Origin of the sequence: Cryobacterium sp. TMT2-18-2, assembly GCF_004402245.1 — a bacterium.
Taxonomy (GTDB): Bacteria; Actinomycetota; Actinomycetes; order Actinomycetales; family Microbacteriaceae; genus Cryobacterium; species Cryobacterium sandaracinum.
In genome coordinates, this window is the sequence record NZ_SOFU01000020.1 from 1 (window position 1) to 18,095 (window position 18,095).

17 protein-coding genes are annotated in these 18,095 nt (G+C 67.0%); 5 read left to right on the forward strand and 12 right to left on the reverse strand.

Annotation, left to right across the window (positions count from 1 at the left end; all coding sequences use genetic code 11):
* Nucleotides 1–1,522 (forward strand): molybdopterin-dependent oxidoreductase (locus E3O22_RS06310; RefSeq protein WP_241976542.1); only part of this gene is annotated, 1,522 nt, incomplete at its 5' end.
* 190 nt (nucleotides 1,523–1,712) lie between these two features.
* Nucleotides 1,713–2,105 (forward strand): TraR/DksA C4-type zinc finger protein, encoded by a 393-nt coding sequence (locus E3O22_RS06315; RefSeq protein WP_134395716.1) that lies wholly within the window; start codon nucleotides 1,713–1,715, stop codon nucleotides 2,103–2,105.
* 127 nt (nucleotides 2,106–2,232) lie between these two features.
* Here the strand turns inward: E3O22_RS06315 and E3O22_RS06320 are convergent, their stop codons facing one another.
* The 4 genes from E3O22_RS06320 to E3O22_RS06335 all read right to left on the reverse strand — a co-directional run bounded on the left by E3O22_RS06320 (nucleotide 2,233) and on the right by E3O22_RS06335 (nucleotide 7,557).
* Nucleotides 2,233–4,197, reverse strand: a complete 1,965-nt coding sequence (locus E3O22_RS06320; RefSeq protein ID WP_134395718.1) for an ABC transporter ATP-binding protein — start codon at nucleotides 4,195–4,197, stop codon at nucleotides 2,233–2,235.
* Nucleotides 4,194–5,927: an ABC transporter ATP-binding protein gene (locus tag E3O22_RS06325; RefSeq protein WP_134395719.1), complete on the reverse strand. Its 1,734-nt coding sequence runs from the start codon at nucleotides 5,925–5,927 to the stop codon at nucleotides 4,194–4,196. Before E3O22_RS06325 ends, E3O22_RS06320 begins: the two co-directional genes overlap by 4 nt.
* Before the next feature lie 8 nt (nucleotides 5,928–5,935).
* Nucleotides 5,936–6,526, reverse strand: coding sequence for a TetR/AcrR family transcriptional regulator (locus E3O22_RS06330; protein ID WP_134395721.1), 591 nt, complete (start codon nucleotides 6,524–6,526; stop codon nucleotides 5,936–5,938).
* Between the two features lie 68 nt (nucleotides 6,527–6,594).
* Entirely contained in the window at nucleotides 6,595–7,557 is a 963-nt protein-coding gene (locus E3O22_RS06335) for an aldo/keto reductase (protein WP_134395723.1), read from the reverse strand.
* A gap of 83 nt (nucleotides 7,558–7,640) precedes the next feature.
* Between E3O22_RS06335 and E3O22_RS06340 the strand changes: the two genes are divergently transcribed.
* The 3 genes from E3O22_RS06340 to E3O22_RS06350 all read left to right on the forward strand — a co-directional run bounded on the left by E3O22_RS06340 (nucleotide 7,641) and on the right by E3O22_RS06350 (nucleotide 9,973).
* Nucleotides 7,641–8,759 (forward strand): N(5)-(carboxyethyl)ornithine synthase, encoded by a 1,119-nt coding sequence (locus E3O22_RS06340; RefSeq protein WP_198410577.1) that lies wholly within the window; start codon nucleotides 7,641–7,643, stop codon nucleotides 8,757–8,759.
* 96 nt (nucleotides 8,760–8,855) lie between these two features.
* Nucleotides 8,856–9,356 (forward strand): methylated-DNA--[protein]-cysteine S-methyltransferase, encoded by a 501-nt coding sequence (locus E3O22_RS06345; protein ID WP_134395726.1) that lies wholly within the window; start codon nucleotides 8,856–8,858, stop codon nucleotides 9,354–9,356.
* Nucleotides 9,353–9,973, forward strand: coding sequence for a DNA-3-methyladenine glycosylase I (locus E3O22_RS06350; protein WP_134395728.1), 621 nt, complete (start codon nucleotides 9,353–9,355; stop codon nucleotides 9,971–9,973). Before E3O22_RS06345 ends, E3O22_RS06350 begins: the two co-directional genes overlap by 4 nt.
* A 499-nt stretch (nucleotides 9,974–10,472) precedes the next feature.
* On the opposite strand, the gene E3O22_RS06355 is transcribed toward E3O22_RS06350, so the two are convergent.
* The 8 genes from E3O22_RS06355 to E3O22_RS06390 all read right to left on the reverse strand — a co-directional run bounded on the left by E3O22_RS06355 (nucleotide 10,473) and on the right by E3O22_RS06390 (nucleotide 18,094).
* On the reverse strand, nucleotides 10,473–11,453 hold the full coding sequence (locus E3O22_RS06355) for a malate dehydrogenase (RefSeq protein WP_134395762.1): 981 nt from the start codon (nucleotides 11,451–11,453) through the stop codon (nucleotides 10,473–10,475).
* Nucleotides 11,454–11,497: 44 nt separating this feature from the next.
* Complete coding sequence (locus E3O22_RS06360) at nucleotides 11,498–12,268, reverse strand: YaaA family protein (protein WP_134395730.1); 771 nt, start codon at nucleotides 12,266–12,268, stop codon at nucleotides 11,498–11,500.
* Between the two features lie 5 nt (nucleotides 12,269–12,273).
* Nucleotides 12,274–12,540, reverse strand: a complete 267-nt coding sequence (locus E3O22_RS06365; protein WP_134395731.1) for a F0F1 ATP synthase subunit epsilon — start codon at nucleotides 12,538–12,540, stop codon at nucleotides 12,274–12,276.
* A gap of 2 nt (nucleotides 12,541–12,542) precedes the next feature.
* A complete protein-coding gene (gene atpD / locus E3O22_RS06370) occupies nucleotides 12,543–14,006 on the reverse strand; it encodes a F0F1 ATP synthase subunit beta (RefSeq protein ID WP_104099706.1) in 1,464 nt (487 codons plus the stop codon).
* An 18-nt stretch (nucleotides 14,007–14,024) separates the two neighbouring features.
* Nucleotides 14,025–14,927: a F0F1 ATP synthase subunit gamma gene (locus E3O22_RS06375; protein WP_104099705.1), complete on the reverse strand. Its 903-nt coding sequence runs from the start codon at nucleotides 14,925–14,927 to the stop codon at nucleotides 14,025–14,027.
* Nucleotides 14,928–15,030: 103 nt separating this feature from the next.
* The gene (gene atpA / locus E3O22_RS06380; protein ID WP_104099721.1) at nucleotides 15,031–16,668 is read right to left on the reverse strand and encodes a F0F1 ATP synthase subunit alpha; all 1,638 of its coding nucleotides are present in this window, start codon (nucleotides 16,666–16,668) and stop codon (nucleotides 15,031–15,033) included.
* Between the two features lie 86 nt (nucleotides 16,669–16,754).
* Nucleotides 16,755–17,552 carry a F0F1 ATP synthase subunit delta gene (locus tag E3O22_RS06385; RefSeq protein ID WP_134395732.1) on the reverse strand — a complete coding sequence of 266 codons (798 nt, stop codon included), beginning with the start codon at nucleotides 17,550–17,552 and terminating at the stop codon, nucleotides 16,755–16,757.
* Nucleotides 17,552–18,094 carry a F0F1 ATP synthase subunit B gene (locus tag E3O22_RS06390; protein ID WP_134395733.1) on the reverse strand — a complete coding sequence of 181 codons (543 nt, stop codon included), beginning with the start codon at nucleotides 18,092–18,094 and terminating at the stop codon, nucleotides 17,552–17,554. The genes E3O22_RS06385 and E3O22_RS06390 overlap by 1 nt, the downstream gene beginning before the upstream one ends.
* Nucleotide 18,095 lies beyond the last annotated feature (1 nt).

The window sequence follows — 18,095 nt, forward strand, 5'->3', positions numbered from 1 at the left end:
CTCGGCACGGCTCGGGCGGCCCGCGACGGCCGGCGTGGCCGCCGCACTGGCCGGCCTCGGCGCGGCCGAGCTGACGGCCGCCCTGCTCGCCCCGGTGGGCAGCCCGATCTTCGCCGTCGGCGCGCTCGTCATCGACCGTGCCCCGGCCTGGTTGAAGGAACTCGTCATCGCCCTGTTCGGCACGGCCGACAAGGTCGTCCTGGTGTTCTGCGTCGCGCTCGGTGCCGTGGTGCTGGCCGCGGCCGCCGGGGTGCTGGAGTTCCGGCGGCCGCCGATCGGGCGGGTCCTCGTGGCCCTGGCCGGCGCGCTGGCCGTCTTCGCGGTGCTGTCCCGGGAGAATACCGCCGCCTTCGACGCGATACCCGCAGTGCTGGCGATGGTCGTTTCGGCCGTGCTCCTCACGGTGATGGTCGCCCAGCTGCGCCGCACGCCCGCAGGCGCCGAGGCATCCGCCCCGGACCGCCGTCGGTTCCTGGCCTGGGCCGGGGCCAGCGCCGGCCTGGGCGTGCTCGCCGCGGCCGGCGGGCAGCTGATCTCGGCCGGTATCCGGGCGACGGATGCCGCGCGCGCGCGCTTCACGCTGCCGGCCGCGGCCGTACCCGGTGCCCCGATCCCGGCCGGTGCCGCGCTGGAGATCCCCGGCCTCACTCCGCTGATCACCCCGAACGCCGACTTCTACCGCATCGACACCGCCCTTCAGGTGCCCCGGATCGACCCGGGAACCTGGACGCTGACGGTCACCGGGATGGTCGAGAGGGAGATCGAGATCGACTTCGCCGAGCTCCTCGCCCTGCCCCTCGAGGAGAGCACGACCACTCTCGCCTGCGTCTCCAACGCCATCGGCGGCGACCTGATCGGCAACGCGACCTGGCTGGGCTACCCGATCCGGCTGTTGCTGGCGCGCGCCCGGCCTCTGGCCGGGGCCGACATGGTGCTCTCCCGCAGCGAGGACGGCTGGACCGCGGGCACCCCACTGGAGGTGCTCACCGACGACCGCAACGCGATCCTCGCGGTGGGGATGAACGGGGAGCCGCTTCCCCTCGAGCACGGCTACCCGGTGCGCATGGTCGTGCCTGGGCTCTACGGTTACGTGTCGGCCACGAAGTGGGTGATCGAGTTGAACGTGACCCGTTTCGACCGGGAGACCGCCTATTGGACGACGCGCGGCTGGACCGACCGAGGACCGGTCAAGCTCTCCTCCCGGATCGATGTGCCGAGCCGGAACGCCGACGTCGCTGCCGGACCGGTGATCGTGGCGGGCGTGGCCTGGTCGCAGTACGTGGGCATCCGCGGTGTGCAGGTGCAAGTTGACGACGGAGCCTGGAACGACGCGACCCTGGCCGACGCGATCTCGGCCGACACTTGGCGGCAGTGGAGCTGGGTCTGGCCGGCATCGGCCGGGCGCCACACCCTGCGGGTTCGGGCGACGGATGCCGCGGGTCTGGTGCAAACCTCCGTGCACCGGGACGTGATCCCCGATGGGGCCACCGGCCTGCACGATATCCCGGTCACGGTCGCCTGAAGCGACCCCTCACCCCTCACCGCCCCGCGACAGCCGGCCGGCGCGGGCGTATCCTCAACAGCGAAAACCACGCAGCGTGCCGGCGCATTGCCGTGCCCAGCTTGAGAGGACGGGAATCATGCACCGGAATGACGGCTCGACAGCGCGCGCCGGCGGCTCACGTCGCCCCCCGGCAGCGGAGTAGACGCCCATGCCCACCCAGACGAAACTGACCCCCGCCGACCGGCGGCACTTCGAGAAGCTGCTCCGCCATCAGCGCCACGACCTCGACATCGCGCTCGGCCGGATCGGCACCACCCTCGACGGTGTGCTCGAGGCCAGAAACGCCGGCACCGCCGACGACGAGCACGACCCCGAAGGACCCACCCTGACCATGGAGTGGTCGCGCATCTCGGGTGTGCACAGCGACCTGGCGGCGCAGTCCGCGGCGATCGACCAGGCCTTGGCGCGCATCGCGGACGGCAGCTACGGGTTCTGCACCCGCCGGGGCGAACCGATCGGCCGGGAACGACTCGAGGCCCGGCCGTCCGCGGAGCTGTGCATCGACTGCGCGCGCGAGTTGGAGGCGCACCGCCGGGCCTGACCGAACCGATTCGACGGAGATTCTGGTCTCCAGAGCGGTTTTTGGTCATTCTGGGGCCGCTTTGGGCAAAATCTCCGTCGAATTCGTTCCGGACGGAGCACCTGCGGGTCGGTCTCGGAGACGGCCCCTAGACCTCGTCGGCGACCGCCGCCGCGAACTGGGCGGTGTAGAGGGCGTGGTACGCGCCAGTCGTTGCCAGCAGTTCCTCGTGCGTGCCCTGCTCGACGATCCGGCCGGCCTCCATCACCAGGATCAGGTCGGCGTCCCGAATCGTGGAGAGCCGGTGCGCGATCACGAAGCTGGTGCGCTCGGCGCGGAGGGCGCTCATCGCTTTCTGCACGAGCACCTCGGTGCGCGTGTCGACCGAGCTGGTCGCCTCGTCCAGGATCAGCACGCTGGGCTTGGCGAGGAACGCGCGGGCGATGGTGAGCAGCTGCTTCTCGCCGGCGCTGACGTTGCTGCCCTCGTCGTCGAGCACGGTGTTGTAGCCGTCGGGCAGCGTGCGCACGAACCGGTCCACGTAGGTCGCGCGCGCCGCGTCCAGGATCTCCTTCTCCGTGGCATCCGGATGCCCGTAGGCGATGTTGTCGCGGATCGTGCCGCCGAACAGCCAGGTGTCCTGCAGCACCATGCCCATGCGTCCACGCAGGTCATCGCGGGTCATTCGGCGCACGTCCACGCCATCGAGCGTGATCCGGCCGGCGTCGAGCTCGTAGAAGCGCATCATCAGGTTCACCAGCGTGGTCTTTCCTGCCCCGGTGGGGCCCACGATGGCCACGGTCTGACCGGGCTCGGCCACCAGGCTGAGGTTTTCGATCAGCGGCTTGTCCGCCGTGTAGCGGAACGAGGCGTTCTCGAAGACCAGTCGGCCGTGGGCGGCCGTGGGGGCCTCGGCGCGCTCCGGGTCGGGGCTCTGCTCATCGGCGTCGAGCAGGGCGAAGACCCGCTCGGCGGAGGCGACGCCGGACTGCAGCAGGTTCGCCATCGACCCGAGTTGGGCCAGCGGCTGAGTGAATTGGCGGGAATACTGGATGAACGCCTGCACATCGCCGAGCTGCATGGCCCCGGATGCCACCTGGAGGCCGCCGACGACGGCGATCCCGACGTAGACGAGGTTGCCGATGAATGTCATCGCCGGCATGATCAGGCCGCTGACGAACTGGGCGCCGAAGCTGGTCTCGTAGAGCTCGTCGTTCTTGGCTCGGAAGCGTTGCTCGACCTCCTTCCGGCGACCGAACACCGTGACCAGGGCGTGGCCGGTGAAGGTCTCCTCGATCTGGCCGTTCAGCTCGCCGGTGTGGGTCCACTGGGCGACGAACAACTTCTGCGAGCGCTGGGCGATCAGGACGGTCGTGACCAGGGTCAGCGGCACCGTGACCAGGGCGATCAGGGCCAGGAGAGGCGAGAGCAGGAACATCATCACGATGACGCCCACCACGGTGAGCAGTGAGGTGACGGCCTGGCTCAGCGACTGCTGCAGGCTCTGTGAAACGTTGTCCACGTCGTTGGTGACACGGCTGAGCAGCTCGCCTCGCTGCACCGTGTCGAAGTAGCGCAGCGGGAGGCGGTTGATCTTCGCCTCGATCTCGCTGCGGAGCCGGAACACGGTACGCTGCACGACGCCGTTGAGCACATAGGCCTGCACGTAGGCGAACACCGAGGACAGCAGGTAGAGCGCCATCGCCCAGAGCAGCACGGTGGAGAGCATCGCGAAGTCGATGCCCTGGCCGGGCGTCAGCGTCATCCCGCTGAGCAGGTCGGCCCTGCCGGTGTCGCCGGAGGCGCGCAGCTGGTCGATCACCTGGGCCTGGCTCACCCCGGCAGGCAGGTCCTGGGAGATGACGCCGGAGAAGATCAGGTTCGTGCCCTCGCCGAGCAGACGGGGTCCGAGCACGGAGAACGTGACACTCGCGACGGCGAGAACCAGGACCAGACCGAGCCACAGACGCTCGGGGCGCAGCGTGCCGAGCAGCCGTTTCGCCGACGGGCCGAAGCTCATGGCCTTCTCGGCGGGGGCGCTCATACCGCCGAACGGACCGTGGCCGGGGCCCCGCGCGGGCGGGCGGGCCGAGGCCCCGGATGTCTGGCTCATACTGCTTCCTCCGCCGCCAACTGGGACGACACGATTTCCTGGTACGTCTCGTTCGATTCGAGCAGCTCGTCGTGGGTGCCGCGGCCGACGATGCGGCCGCCTTCGATCACCAGGATCTGATCGGCGCCGACGATGGTCGACACCCGCTGGGCGACGATCACCATGGTGGCGCCGCCCGTGCCGACGGCCAGTGCCTGGCGCAGCCGAGCATCCGTAGCCAGGTCGAGCGAGGAGAACGAGTCGTCGAAGATGTAGAGTTCGGGCCGTTTGACCAGGGCCCGGGCAATGGCCAGGCGCTGCCGCTGCCCGCCGGACACATTCGTGCCGCCCTGCGCGATCGGGGCATCGAGTCCGTCCGGCATCTCCGCCACGAAGTCGCGGGCCTGCGCGATGGTCAGTGCCTCCCAGAGTTCCGCCTCAGTGGCGTCGGGCTTGCCGTAGAGCAGGTTGCTGCGCACGGTGCCGGAGAACAGATACGGCTTCTGCGGCACCAGCCCGATGCTGCCCCAGAGCAGGTCGGGGTGGAGCTCGCGCACGTCCACCCCGTCGACCCGCACGCTGCCGTTGGTGGCGTCGAAGAGGCGCGGCAGCAGGTTGACCAGGGTGGTCTTGCCCGAACCCGTGCTGCCGATGATCGCGGTGGTCTGCCCCTGATGCACGGTAAAGCTCACGCCGGAGAGCACCGGCTGCTCGGCGCCGGGGTAGGCGAAGCCCACGTCCACGAGTTCCACCTCGCCGCGGCCGACACTGTCGACGACGGGGTGGCGCGGCGGGCGCACGCTGGACTCGGTCTCGAGCACCTCGCCGATCCGGTCGGCCGACACGGTCGCCCGCGGGATCATCACGACCATGAACGTGGCCATCATCACGGCCATCAGGATCTGCATCAGGTAGCTGAGGAAGGCAACCAGGGTGCCGACCTGCATGGACCCGTCCTCGATCCGGAACGCCCCGAACCAGATCACGGCCACGCTGGAGACGTTCAGGACGAGCATGACGACCGGGAACATCAGGGCCATCAGGCGGCCGGCCTGAAGGGCGGTGTCGGTGACATCCGTGTTCGCCTTGCCGAACCGCACGGACTCGACGTCTTCGCGCACGAACGCCCGGATGACGCGGATGCCCGTGAGCTGTTCCCGCAGTACCCGGTTCACCGTGTCGATGCGGGTCTGCATCAGGCGGAACAACGGCACCATCCGCGCGATGATCAGCCCGACCGCGATCAACAGCACGGGCACGCTCACGGCGATCAGCCAAGACAGCTGCACGTCCTGCCGGATGGCCATGATCACGCCGCCGATGGACAGGATCGGTGCGGTGACCATCATGGTGGCGGTCATCAGCACGAGCATCTGCACCTGCTGCACGTCGTTGGTCGACCGGGTGATCAGCGACGGGGCGCCGAACCGGGTGACCTCCTGCTCGGAGAACTCGCCGACCCGGGAGAAGACAGCGCCGCGCAGGTCGCGTCCGAGCCCCATGGCGGCCTTCGCGCCGAAGTAGACGGCGACGATCGCGCACACGATCTGGAACAGGGTGATCAGCAGCATCAGGCCACCGATGCGCAGGATGTACTCGGTGTCTCCCGTGGCGACGCCCTCATCGATGATGTCGGCGTTGAGGGTGGGCAGATAGAGCGAGGCGATCGCCTGGGCCAGCTGGAACACGACGACGGCCGCCAGCAGCCGCCGGTACGGCCGCAGGTATGTCACGAGCAGTTTTCGGAGCATCGGATCTCCTAGCGGGGGGCGTTCGTCGGCGTCGGGGAGCCGATGATGCCGTAGAGGATGAGGGCGGTGAGCTCATCGTCGTCGAAGTCGGGGCCGGCCGTGATGTGGGGCACGGATGCCGCAAGCGCGATCATCCGGATGACCTGCCCTGCCCGCTCCGGGGCAACCGTGAGGCGCAGGAGGTCAGGCGCGAGCACGTCGGCGAGCAGCACGGTGAACTCGTGCGCGACGTCGTGGGTGTGGGGTCTGCCCATCGAGCCCACCGCCGTCATCAGCGCGAAGACCTGCGCGAAGCGGCGGCGTAGCAGGGAGAACATGGCACGCACCCGTTCCTCGAGCGGGAGCTCACGGTCGAGCGCGGCAAGTTCGAGACGGAACGGCTCGGGGTCGAGCTGACGGTCCATGGCCGCCCGGAGCAGGTTGTCCTTGCTGTCGAAGGCTCGGAAGATGGTGCCCTCGGCGATCCCGGCACACTGGGCGATCTGCCGAGTGGTGACGGTCTGACCGTGCTCGATCAGCAGCGGTGTGACCGCGTCGAGGATCATCGACTGCCGGTCCTCGACGGATAGGGCTTTCGCGCGCGCAGGTTTGACGGACATCCCCCCAGTCTATCTGAGTGAGCACTCACTCACAAGGTGGATGGGGGTTCGGGTTCCAGGAGGACGGTTCAGGCGAAGAGGTCCGAGATCCAGGCCACATCCTCGGGCGACGGCCTCCACGCGCTGCCCTCGGTGGCGTTCTGCAGGATCTGTTCCGGGCGGGTCGCTCCGGCAATGACGCTGGTGAGCCCCGGCTGGGCCAACAGCCAGGCGAAGGTGGCGGCGAGCATGGTCACGCCGCGCTGGTCGCAGAACGCTTCGTACTTTTCTATAACGTCCCAGGGCGCGTTCCGGGTCAGGTGCGGCCGGACCATCATGATGCGGCTGTCGGCGGGGCCGCCCGCACGGGAGAACTTGCCAGTGAAGAGCCCGTTGTAGAGGGGGAAGAAGGGCAGGAAGCCGAGCCCGTAGGCATTGACGGCCGGCAGCACCTCGTCTTCGGCGTCACGCACCAGCAGGCTGTACTCGTTTTGCGCCGAAACGAACCGCGGATGCCCCGTCAGCCGGGCGGTGAACTCCGCCTCGGCGATCTGCCAGCCGGCCAGGTTGGAGTGGCCGATATAGCGCACCTTACCCTCGCGGATCAGGTCGTCGAGGGTCTGCAGGGTCTCCTCGATCGGGGTGTTCGGGTCAGGCTGGTGCAGTTGGTAAAGGTCGATCCAGTCGGTCTGCAGGCGCCGGAGGGACGCCTCGACGGCCAGTCGGATGTAGCGACGTGAGCCGCGGGCACCCCAGTCGGGTCCGTTCCGACCGTTCATGTCCATGCCGAACTTCGAGGCGAGCACGATCTGGTCGCGCTTGCCCCGCAGCGCGTAACCCATCAGCGTCTCGCTGAGGCCGCGTTCCGCGCCGTAGATATCGGCAGTGTCCAACAGGGTGATCCCGGCGTCGACGGCCGCGTTGACGACGGCGGTGGTTCCGGCCTGGCTCTCCGTCGCGGTTCCGGCGCGTCCGAAATTGTTGCAGCCCAACCCGATCGTGGACACCATGAGCCCCGAATTGCCCAGTCTGCGGTACTCCATCTGCTCCATCCCTCCACATTAGGCTCGCCGGCCTGTGCTAGACAGGACTCAACCACGAAGGGGTACCAGTGAGTCGTTTCACACTCGGAGTCATGTCCCGTTCCGGTAAGCCGAATGAACGGCGCTTGCCCATTCATCCGTCACATGTCGAACGGATCGATCCGGACCTCCGGGAGCGGATGTTCCTCGAGCGCGGCTACGGCGAGCAGTTCGGCGTGTCGGACGAGCAGCTGGTCCCGCTCGTGGGAGGGCTGCGCTCGCGCGCGGACCTCATCCGGGAGTGCGACGTCATCCTGCTCGCCAAGCCTCTGCTGGCGGATGTCGCGGCGCTGCGCGATGGACAGGTGCTCTGGGGCTGGCCGCACTGCGTGCAGGATGAGGAACTCACCCAGCTTGCCATCGACAAGCGGCTGACCCTGATCGCGTTCGAGGCGATGAACCACTGGACCGGAGGCGGCGAGTTCCACCTGCACGTGCTGCACAAGAACAACGAGCTCGCGGGGTATTGCTCCGTGCTGCACGCCCTGTTCCTGATCGGTTCGACGGGCGACTACGGCCGCAAGCTGCGTGCCGCGGTGATCGGTTTCGGGGCCACCGCCCGGGGCGCCGTGACGGCGCTCAACGCCCTCGGTGTCTACGACGTCACGGTGCTGACCAATCGCGACGTGACCGCGGTCAGTTCCCCGATCCACTCCGCCCAGATCGTGCAGCTCGACCACGGCGACGGCACGAACGGGAACTTCGCCCTGCCGGGAAACGAACGGGTGCCGCTGCCCGAGTTTCTCGCCGGCCACGACATCATCGTGAACTGCGTGCTGCAGGACCCAAACGCCCCGCTCATCTTCCTGAGCGACGACGACCTCCCGATGGTGGCCCCGGGGTCGCTGATCATCGACGTGTCCTGTGACACCGGCATGGGTTTCAGTTGGGCGAAATCGACGACGTTCGACGAACCGACCTTCCGGGTCGGCACCAACGTCACCTACTACGCGGTCGACCACAGCCCGTCGTACCTCTGGAGCTCCGCCACCTGGGAGATCAGCGAGGCGTTGTTGCCGTACCTGCGCGAGGTCCTTGCCGGCGAGGTCGCCTGGACCGCCAACGAGACCCTTCGGCGGGCCATCGAGATCCACGAGGGGATCATCCGGAATCCCAACATCCTGGCATTCCAGCACCGCTCCCCCGAGTATCCCCACACTCGGCTCGCCTGAAGCCGGCCGGTTCCTCCCCAGCCCGGCCCGGCGTTGTTCCCACGCCAGGTCCGAAACCCGCGCTGTGCGCAGGGCGCCGCCGACTACAGTCGAGGCATGACGACCATCGGAACCTTCCTGATCCGGCTGCCCAGCCCCATTGGGCGGCTGGAACTCACGAGTGACGCCGAGCGCATCCTCTCCCTCTCCATCGAACGCGACGGACAGCTGCCCCTCGACGAGACCCCGGAAGCCCCGTCGTTCCTGCTCGACCGGGCCGCGCGCCAATTGGCGGAGTATTTCGGGGGCACCCGCACGGTTTTCGACCTGCCCGTGGCGCCGAGCGGGGGCACTGCGTTCCAGCAGGGCGTCTGGCAGCGACTGTCCGAGCTCGGTTTCGGCGAGGCGACCTCGTACGGCGAGCTGGGACGATCGCTGGGCAAGCCGGGGTCCGGCCGGGCCGTGGGCGGCGCCGTCGGGGCGAACCCCGTTCCGATCCTGATCGGCTGCCACCGGGTGCTCGCCGCCGACCGTCGCATCACCGGCTACAGCGGCGGCAGCGGAGTGCCCACCAAGGTCTGGCTCCTCGACCACGAGGGCATCGAGCACCGCTCATGAGCACCCCGGCGACCGGCGCGCTGCCAGCCGAGGCCACGACATCCGCCTCACTGAAGCTCGGTGACGACGGGCTCGCCCGCTGCGGCTGGGTCGGCGGCGACCCAGAATACCAGCGCTACCACGACGAAGAGTGGGGGCGACCGCTCCGGGACGAGAGGCTGCTGTTCGAGAAGCTGTGTCTCGAGGGGTTCCAGGCCGGCCTGTCCTGGATCACCATCCTGCGACGTCGGCCGGCCTTCCGGGCCTCCTTTTACGACTTCGACGTCGACCGCGTGGCCGTGATGGACAACGTCGACGTCGCCCGGCTCCTCGGGGATGCGAGCATCATCCGGCACCGCGGCAAGATCGAGGCCGCCATCCGGAACGCCCAGGTCACCCGTGACCTCGGCGAGAGCCTGACCGAGCTGATCTGGAGCTTCGCGCCCGAACCCCGTCGCCACCGGCTGCGGGAGCGCGGCGAGGTCCCGGCGACCACACCGCAATCGATGGCACTGAGCCGGGAGTTGCGCACCCGGGGCTACACGTTCGTCGGCCCCACCACCATGTACGCCCTGATGCAGTCGGCCGGCCTCGTCGACGACCACCTGAGCGGATGCCATCGGTCGAACGACGCCTGACCACCCCAACGCCGACGGCTGACGCTATGCCGACCGCCGCCCTGCCAGCCGCCACGCTGCCAACCGCCGCCCTGACTGCCACGGGCTGCCCGACCGCGGGCTGCCCGACCGCGGGCTGTTGTGCGTGAGGTGCTCCTCGAGGCGAGTAAGTCCTGAACGATTGGTTCTGGCGCGCCCGCACTTCAGCCCTGACTGCACCGTGTGGACGCCGTTCATCACGGGCGGAGCGCCGTGTCCGGTGTCGAACCAATTCGACGGAGATTCTGCCGAAAATGAGCACATTTCTGGGATTTAGGGGATATTCGGGCGGAATCTCCGTCGAATTCGTTCGGGACGAAGTCGCCGCGAGGCCTCGGACTCAGACATACGGCGGTCGGAGCGCACGTTCATCCCCCTCCGACTCGCGGTCACGTCTCTCCGACGTGGTCATCGAAAACGACCGCTGCGGAGCCCCCAATCCGCGAATCCTCATCGCCCCCAGCCTTCGGGACTCGCGCGTCTATCGGAGGGACGGCAACAGGCCGAATGCGCGTACGGCCTCGCGCTCCTCGATCAGCTCAGCGACGGACGCGTCGATCCTCGCCCGCGAGAACGCGTTGATCGCCAGGTCCGGCACGATCTGCCAGCGGCCGTCGACAGCCCGAACCGGGAAGGAGCACACGAGCCCCTCCGGCACGCCGTAGGAGCCGTCGGAGCTGACGCCCGCCGAGGTCCACCGCTCACCGGTCCCGTTGACCCAGTCGTAAACGTGGTCGATGGCTGCGCTGGCCGCGGAGGCCGCGGACGATGCACCGCGGGCCTGGATGATTTCGTAGCCTCGGTTCGCCACTCGGGGGATGAAATCGTCGACGAGCCAGTCCTGCGCCACCAGCTCGGAGACCGGACGTCCCCCGGCGGTGGCGTGGAAGACATCCGGGTACTGACTGGCGGAATGATTGCCCCAGATGGTGAGACCGTCGAGTTCGGCGACGTGCACCTGCAGCCGGCTTGCTAGCTGAGCGATGCCGCGGTTGTGGTCCAGTCGCGTCATGGCGGTGAACCGGTCGGCGGGGATGTCGGGGGCGAAGGCACTAGTCACCAGGGCGTTGGTGTTGACGGGGTTGCCCACGACCAGCACGCGCACGTCGGATGCCGCGCCCGCGTTGAGGGCGGCCCCCACCGGACCGAAGATGCGGCCGTTGCTTTCGAGCAGCGCGACGCGCTCCATGCCGACGGCTCTAGGGCGGGATCCGACCAGGAGGGCGATGTTGACGCCGTCGAAGGCGCGCACGGGGTCTTCGGTGACCGTCACGGAGCGCAGGAGAGGGAACGCGCAGTCCTGCAGTTCGAGGGCGGTGCCCTCGGCTGCTGCGCGCCCCGAGGGGATCTCCATCAGGGTCAGGTTGACGGGAACGGTCGGGCCGAGGAGGTCTCCGGACGCGATCCGGAAGAGCAGCGAATAGCCGATCTGTCCGCCGGCGCCGGTGACGGTGACATTCATTGGTGTGGACACGAAAGCCAGCCTAGGGCCGGAATGTGCCCGCGTCAGCCTCGGGTTGCGGCAACCTCGGCGGAGACGACCAGATTCAGTTCCCGGACCGCTCCCGGGCGCAAATCGAAGCCTGCCCCCGGTGCCCAGTCGAGCAGCTCTACGGCGGTGTCGAAGGACCGACCGTGCCGGATCAGAGCCCGGGTGAAGTTCCCCTTGGCCGTCTTGTTGAAGTGGTTCACGGCTCGCGTCTGGCCGTCCGCCGTCTCCGTGACCACGCGCAGAAACACCGCGTCGGGCCGCACCGGCGCGGGGCCGAGCGCCACGTACCCGTTCGAGCGGAGATCCAGCAGGAGCCCCGCTGACCCCGCCAGAACGCAACCCACAGCGCCCGCCCAGTGCTTCTTCAGCGGCAGCTCCGGCAGCCTGGAATCGCAGGACAGCCGGTAGGCCGGGAGGAGATCGAGAGCGCCGACCGGCCCGAACAGGGCGGAATGCACGAGGACGTTCCGGCCTGCCCAGTCGCGTTCCAACGGGGACAGGCTGGCGGCGTCGAGGGCGTCATAGACGACGCCGGTGTACCGGTCGATGGCCGGCATTGTGGCGGCGGAGGACAGCACGCGATTGCGGTCCACCTCCGCGGACTGCGTGCGACCCAGTCTTAGGGCCGACATCATCGCATCCGGATGCTTCGCAAGCGACTGCAGCGCACGCACAAGTACCCGCCGCTTGGGTCCAAGCGACGGGTACGTGAGGCTCTGCAGGTCAAGCGGTAATTCGATGCCCCCGTGACGTTTCGTCTCGGACGGCGGCAGAAGGATCAGCACACTGACTAAACGAGTTCTGCCTTGCGAGCGACGATCGTGACCACATTGTTGGCGACCGACAGGAAGCCGTCCGCCGCCTCGGCGATGATTTTCTCGCCGCCGCTCAGGGTCACGCGCACCTCACCGCTGGCCAGGATGGCCAGCATGGGCTCGTGCCCGGGGAGGATTCCGATCTGGCCTTCGACGGTGCGGGCGACAACCATGCTCGCCTCGCCGGACCACACCTCGTGGTCCGCCCCGACGACGCTGACCTTGAGCGAAGAATCGGCCATGACTAGTCGTTCTCCTTCTGGATTTTCGCCCACTTCTCTTCGACGTCGGCGATGCCTCCGACGTTGAAGAAAGCCTGCTCGGCCACGTGGTCGAAGTCACCATTGGCAATCGCCGTAAAGGATTCGATGGTGTCCTTAAGCGATACCGTGGACCCCTCGACGCCCGTGAACTTTTTGGCCATGTAGGTGTTCTGCGACAGGAACTGCTGGATGCGGCGTGCGCGGGAGACGGTGACCTTGTCTTCCTCGGAAAGCTCGTCGACACCGAGGATCGCGATGATCTCCTGCAGTTCCTTATTCTTCTGCAGAATCGCCTTGACGCGAACGGCCGTGTTGTAGTGATCGGCACCCAGGTAGCGGGGGTCGAGGATACGGCTGCTCGAGGTGAGCGGGTCGACGGCCGGGTAGAGGCCCTTCGAAGCGATCTCACGCGACAGCTCGGTGGTGGCGTCGAGGTGGGCGAACGTGGTCGCCGGGGCCGGGTCGGTGTAGTCGTCAGCAGGCACGTAGATGGCCTGGAGCGACGTGATCGAGTGGCCACGGGTCGACGTGATGCGCTCCTGCAGGATGCCCATCTCGTCGGCCAGGGTCGGCTGGTAGCCCACAGCGCTGGGCATACGGCCCAAAAGGGTCGACACCTCAGAGCCAGCCTGAGTGAACCGGAAGATGTTGTCGATGAAGAGCAACACGTCCTGCTTGGCAACATCGCGGAAGTACTCGGCCATGGTGAGCGCGGAGAGGGCGACGCGCAGACGCGTCCCCGGCGGCTCATCCATCTGGCCGAACACGAGGGCGGTCTTGTCGAAGACGCCCGCCTCTTCCATCTCGTGGATGAGATCGTTGCCCTCACGGGTGCGCTCACCGACACCGGCGAACACGGACACTCCACCGTGGTCCTGCGCGACACGCTGGATCATTTCCTGGATCAAAACGGTCTTGCCGACGCCGGCACCACCGAACAGGCCAATCTTTCCACCCAAAACGTACGGGGTGAGCAGGTCAATGACCTTGATGCCGGTCTCGAACAGCTGCGTCTTGGATTCCAGCTGGTCGAAGGGCGGTGGCTTGCGGTGGATGGGCCAGCGCTCAGTGATTTCGATCTTCTCGCCGGGCTCCGCATTGAGCACCTCGCCAATGGCGTTGAACACGCGCCCCTTGGTAACGTCCCCGACGGGAACCGTGATGGGCGAGCCGGTGTCCCGGACCTCCTGGCCACGAACCAGACCGTCGGTCGGGTTCAGCGCGATGGCGCGAATGAGGTCGTCGCCCAAGTGCTGGGCAACCTCGAGCGTGATCACGGTCGACACATCACCGATGACGATGGTGGTCTTCAATGCGTTGTACATGCCCGGAATCGAGTCGTGCGGGAACTCGATGTCGACGACCGGGCCCGTGACCCGGGCGATCCGGCCCACGGCCACGGTCTCGACCGGTGCATGGACTGGCGCGGTTGCGGTGTCAGTCATAGCTCTCTCTTCTCTGGTTTAGTGCTTGGCGGATGAGAGCGCGTCGGCTCCACCCACGATCTCGGAAATCTGCGACGTGATCTCGGTCTGCCGGGCGTTGTTGGACAGCCGGGTGTAGTCCTTGATTAGCTTGTCCGCGTTGTCGGAGGCCGATGACATGGCCTTCTGACGTGCGGCGTGCTCGGCTGCGGCGGACTGCAGCATGGAGTTGAAGATACGGCTCTCGATGTAGACGGGCAGGAGCGAGTCCAGCACCGTTTCAACGTCCGGTTCGAACTCATAGAGTGGCAGGACCTGGTTGTCACCAGGCTCCTCACCGCCCTCCACGACCTCGAGGGGAAGCAGCCGGACAACCTGAGGAAGCTGGGTGACCATGCTGACGAACCGGTTGTAGACGACGTGGATCTCGTCGACGCCACCGTCGTCCGCTTCGCGGAGGAAGGCCTCGAGCAGCGCGTCGCTGATATCGCATGCGGTCTCGTACTGCGGCTGATCGGTGGAACCGGTCCAAATGCGCTCGGAGACGCGGCGGCGGAAATTAAAGTACGACGCGGCCTTGCGACCCACCAGGAAGTAGACGATGTCCTTACCCTGGCTGCGCAGCAGCTCGCTGAGCGATTCGGCCTCACGCAGCACCTGCGAGCTGAACGCCCCCGCGAGACCACGGTCGGAGGCGAAGATGACGACCGCAGCGCGCTCGATCTTCTCCGGTTCGGTCGTGAGCACGTGGGCGACATTCGAGTACGTCGCTACCGCGGACACCGCCTGCGTGACGGCACGAGCGAACGGGGTTGACGCGGCGACGCGAGCCTTGGCCTTTTGAATGCGCGAGGCAGAGATCAACTCCATGGCCCGAGTGATCTTCTTAGTCGTCTGGGCAGACTTGATCTTCTGCCGGTAGACCCGAAGTTGCGCTCCCATGTGTCTCCTGTGCTTCCTTGTCAGTGCTGAATTGGTGCGGGCGATCGAGTGATGCCGGCCGCGCCCCGCGGCTCGAACGAGTCGGGAGCGCGGCCGATGTCACTTAGCGGCGGTGCTTGACGATCTTTTCCTGGTTGACCTTGTCAGCGGGAATCGCCTCGAAGACTTCCTTACCCACCGAGGCGAGCGGCTTGCCCTCGCCCGTCTGGAATCCTTGCTTGAACTTGTCGACCTCGATCTCGAGCGTCGCGATGGTCGCGTCGTCGAGAACGTTGGTGTCGCGCAGTGTCGTAAGTACGCTCGTGGTGCGGCCCAGGTGGTCGAGCAGACCACGCTCGAAGCGCAGGACGTCGGCCACGGGCACCTCGTCGAACTTGCCGTTCGTGCCGGCCCAGATCGAGACGACCTGGTCTTCGACGGGGTACGGCGAGTACTGCGGCTGCTTGAGCAGCTCGGTCAGGCGTGCGCCACGACCGAGCTGGCGACGGCTCGTCGCGTCGAGGTCGGAGGCGAACATCGCGAAGGCCTCGAGCGAACGGTATTGCGCCAGCTCGAGCTTCAGAGTGCCGGAGACCTTCTTGATCGACTTGACCTGAGCGTCACCGCCGACTCGGGAGACCGAGATGCCCACGTCGACCGCGGGACGCTGGTTGGCGTTGAACAGGTCGGACTGCAGGAAGATCTGACCGTCGGTGATCGAGATCACGTTGGTCGGGATGTAGGCAGAGACATCGTTCGCCTTGGTCTCGATGATCGGCAAGCCGGTCATCGATCCGGAACCGAGGGCGTCGGACAGCTTGGCGCAACGCTCGAGCAGACGGGAGTGCAGGTAGAACACGTCACCGGGGTACGCCTCACGTCCCGGCGGGCGGCGCAGAAGCAGCGACACCGCACGATAGGCCTCGGCCTGCTTGGACAGGTCGTCGAAGATGACGAGGACGTGCTTGCCGGCATACATCCAGTGTTGACCGATGGCCGAGCCGGTGTACGGGGCGAGGTACTTGAAGCCGGCCGGGTCGGAGGCCGGGGACGCGACGATGGTCGTGAACTCCATGACTCCGGCATCCTCGAGCGCACCCTTGACGGCGGCGATCGTGGAACCCTTCTGACCGATGGCGACGTAGATGCATCGAACCTGCTTGTTCACGTCGCCCGTCGCCCAGTTGGCCTTCTGGTTGATGATCGTGTCAATCGCAATCGCGGTTTTGCCGGTCTGGCGGTCTCCGATGATCAGCTGACGCTGGCCACGGCCGATCGGGATCATGGCGTCGATGGCCTTGATTCCGGTCTGCATGGGCTCGTGAACCGACTTGCGGTCCATCACGCCGGGTGCCTGTAGCTCCAGCGCGCGGCGGCCTTCGCTCTTGATCTCGCCGAGCCCGTCGATGGGCGCCCCCAGCGGGTCGACGACGCGGCCGAGGTAGCCGTCGCCGACGGGTACGGAGAGGACCTCACCAGTGCGGTGCACCTCCATGCCCTCGACGATTCCGGCGAACTCGCCGAGAACGACGACGCCGATCTCGTCTTCGTCCAGGTTCTGGGCGAGGCCGAGGGTGCCGTCCGCGAACGTGATGAGCTCGTTCGCCATCACGCTGGGAAGGCCCTCGACGTGCGCGATGCCGTCGCCGGCCGTGGTGACGTAGCCAACCTCGGTCGTCGCGGTCTTGTTCGGCTCGTAGGACTTCACGAAGTCCTGGAGAGCGTCACGGATCTCATCGGGGCTGATCGTTAGTTCTGCCATCATCTTCCCTTTTCTGTACTGGGTGTACAGGTTCTGTCGTGCACGAGACGCTGCCGTCCCGAGGTGTGTGGTACTGACTGAAGCGGTCAGCCAGCGAGCTGGATTCTCAGATCTTTAAGACGGGTGGCAATGCTGCCATCGATGACGTCGTCACCGATTTGAACGCGGACGCCCCCGACAATTTCGGGGTCGACAACCTCGTTGATCGTGAGCCGACGCCCATAGCGCACCGTGAGGCTGGCTCGAAGGCGATCAACCTGCTCCGGAGCCAACGCGGCGGCCGACGTGATCGTGGCGATCGAGCTATCCGACTGGTCCGCGACGATGGATGCGGCGTAGCGCAGCAAATCCCCGATGCGGCGACCGCGGGGCTGCTGCACCAGGTGTCGAACAATCGCGAGCGTCTGTTCGGAGACCTTGCCGGCCAGGAGGGCGTCAACAACACTCACCTTGGCCGCTGTGGTGCCGAGCTTTGAGGCGAGGGCGAGTTCGAGTTCGCCGTTGGACGACACGGTCTTGCCGAACGCGAACAGTTCCTCCGCCACCTGCCCGGGGACCGTGGCCGAAGACGCAATCACCCGCAGGCCGAGGTCTTCGATGCCGGCCAGAAGATCGGTGTGGTTCGACCAGCGTGCGGCGGAGGCGGCTTGAAGCAGCTCCAGCGCGGTCGGCGTCATCGCGCCCGAGAAGATTGCGCTCACGAGGGTGGCCTTCGCCGCCGCATCCGCTGACGGGTCGACCAAAGCCGACCGAAGCTGTGACGTGTGGCCAATAACACGACCGGAGTTCAACAAATTGACGCCGGTCGCGAGGTCGTGCGTTCCCCCGGGGCGGGACAGAACCGCCCGTGTGGAGGCTAAGGCTTCCCTGGTGGCGCTACCCATTACCGGACCACTTTCTCCGAGGCCTCGAGGTCAGCCAGGAATCGGTCGACGATGCCGCTGGCCTTTTCGTCGTCGGTCAGGCTTTCGCCGATGACGCCGGAGGCCAGGTCGATGGCCAGTGTGCCGACTTCGCTGCGCAGGGAGATCACTGCGGCCTGACGTTCGGCCACGATCTGAGCCTTCGCCGTCGCGGTTACCCGAGCGGCGGCGATGACGGCCTGCTCCTTGAGCTCGTTCACGATCGTCTGTCCGTCGACGCGAGCGGCGTCGCGGATCCTGCCGGCCTCGGCCCTCGCCTCGGCCAGCTGGGTCGTGTACTGCTCGAGAGCAGCTTCGGCCTTGCGCTGGGCATCGTCTGCCTTGGCGATGTTGCCCTCAATGGCCTCCGCACGATCGTCGAGGATCTGGCGGAAGCGCGGGATCGCGAAGCGCACGAAGAAGACCATGACGACCAGGAAGACAACAGCCGACCAGGTGATGTCGTAGATGGCAGGAAGGAACGGATTCGTTTCCGCTTCTGCTGCCAGAACAAGCTCAGGCATG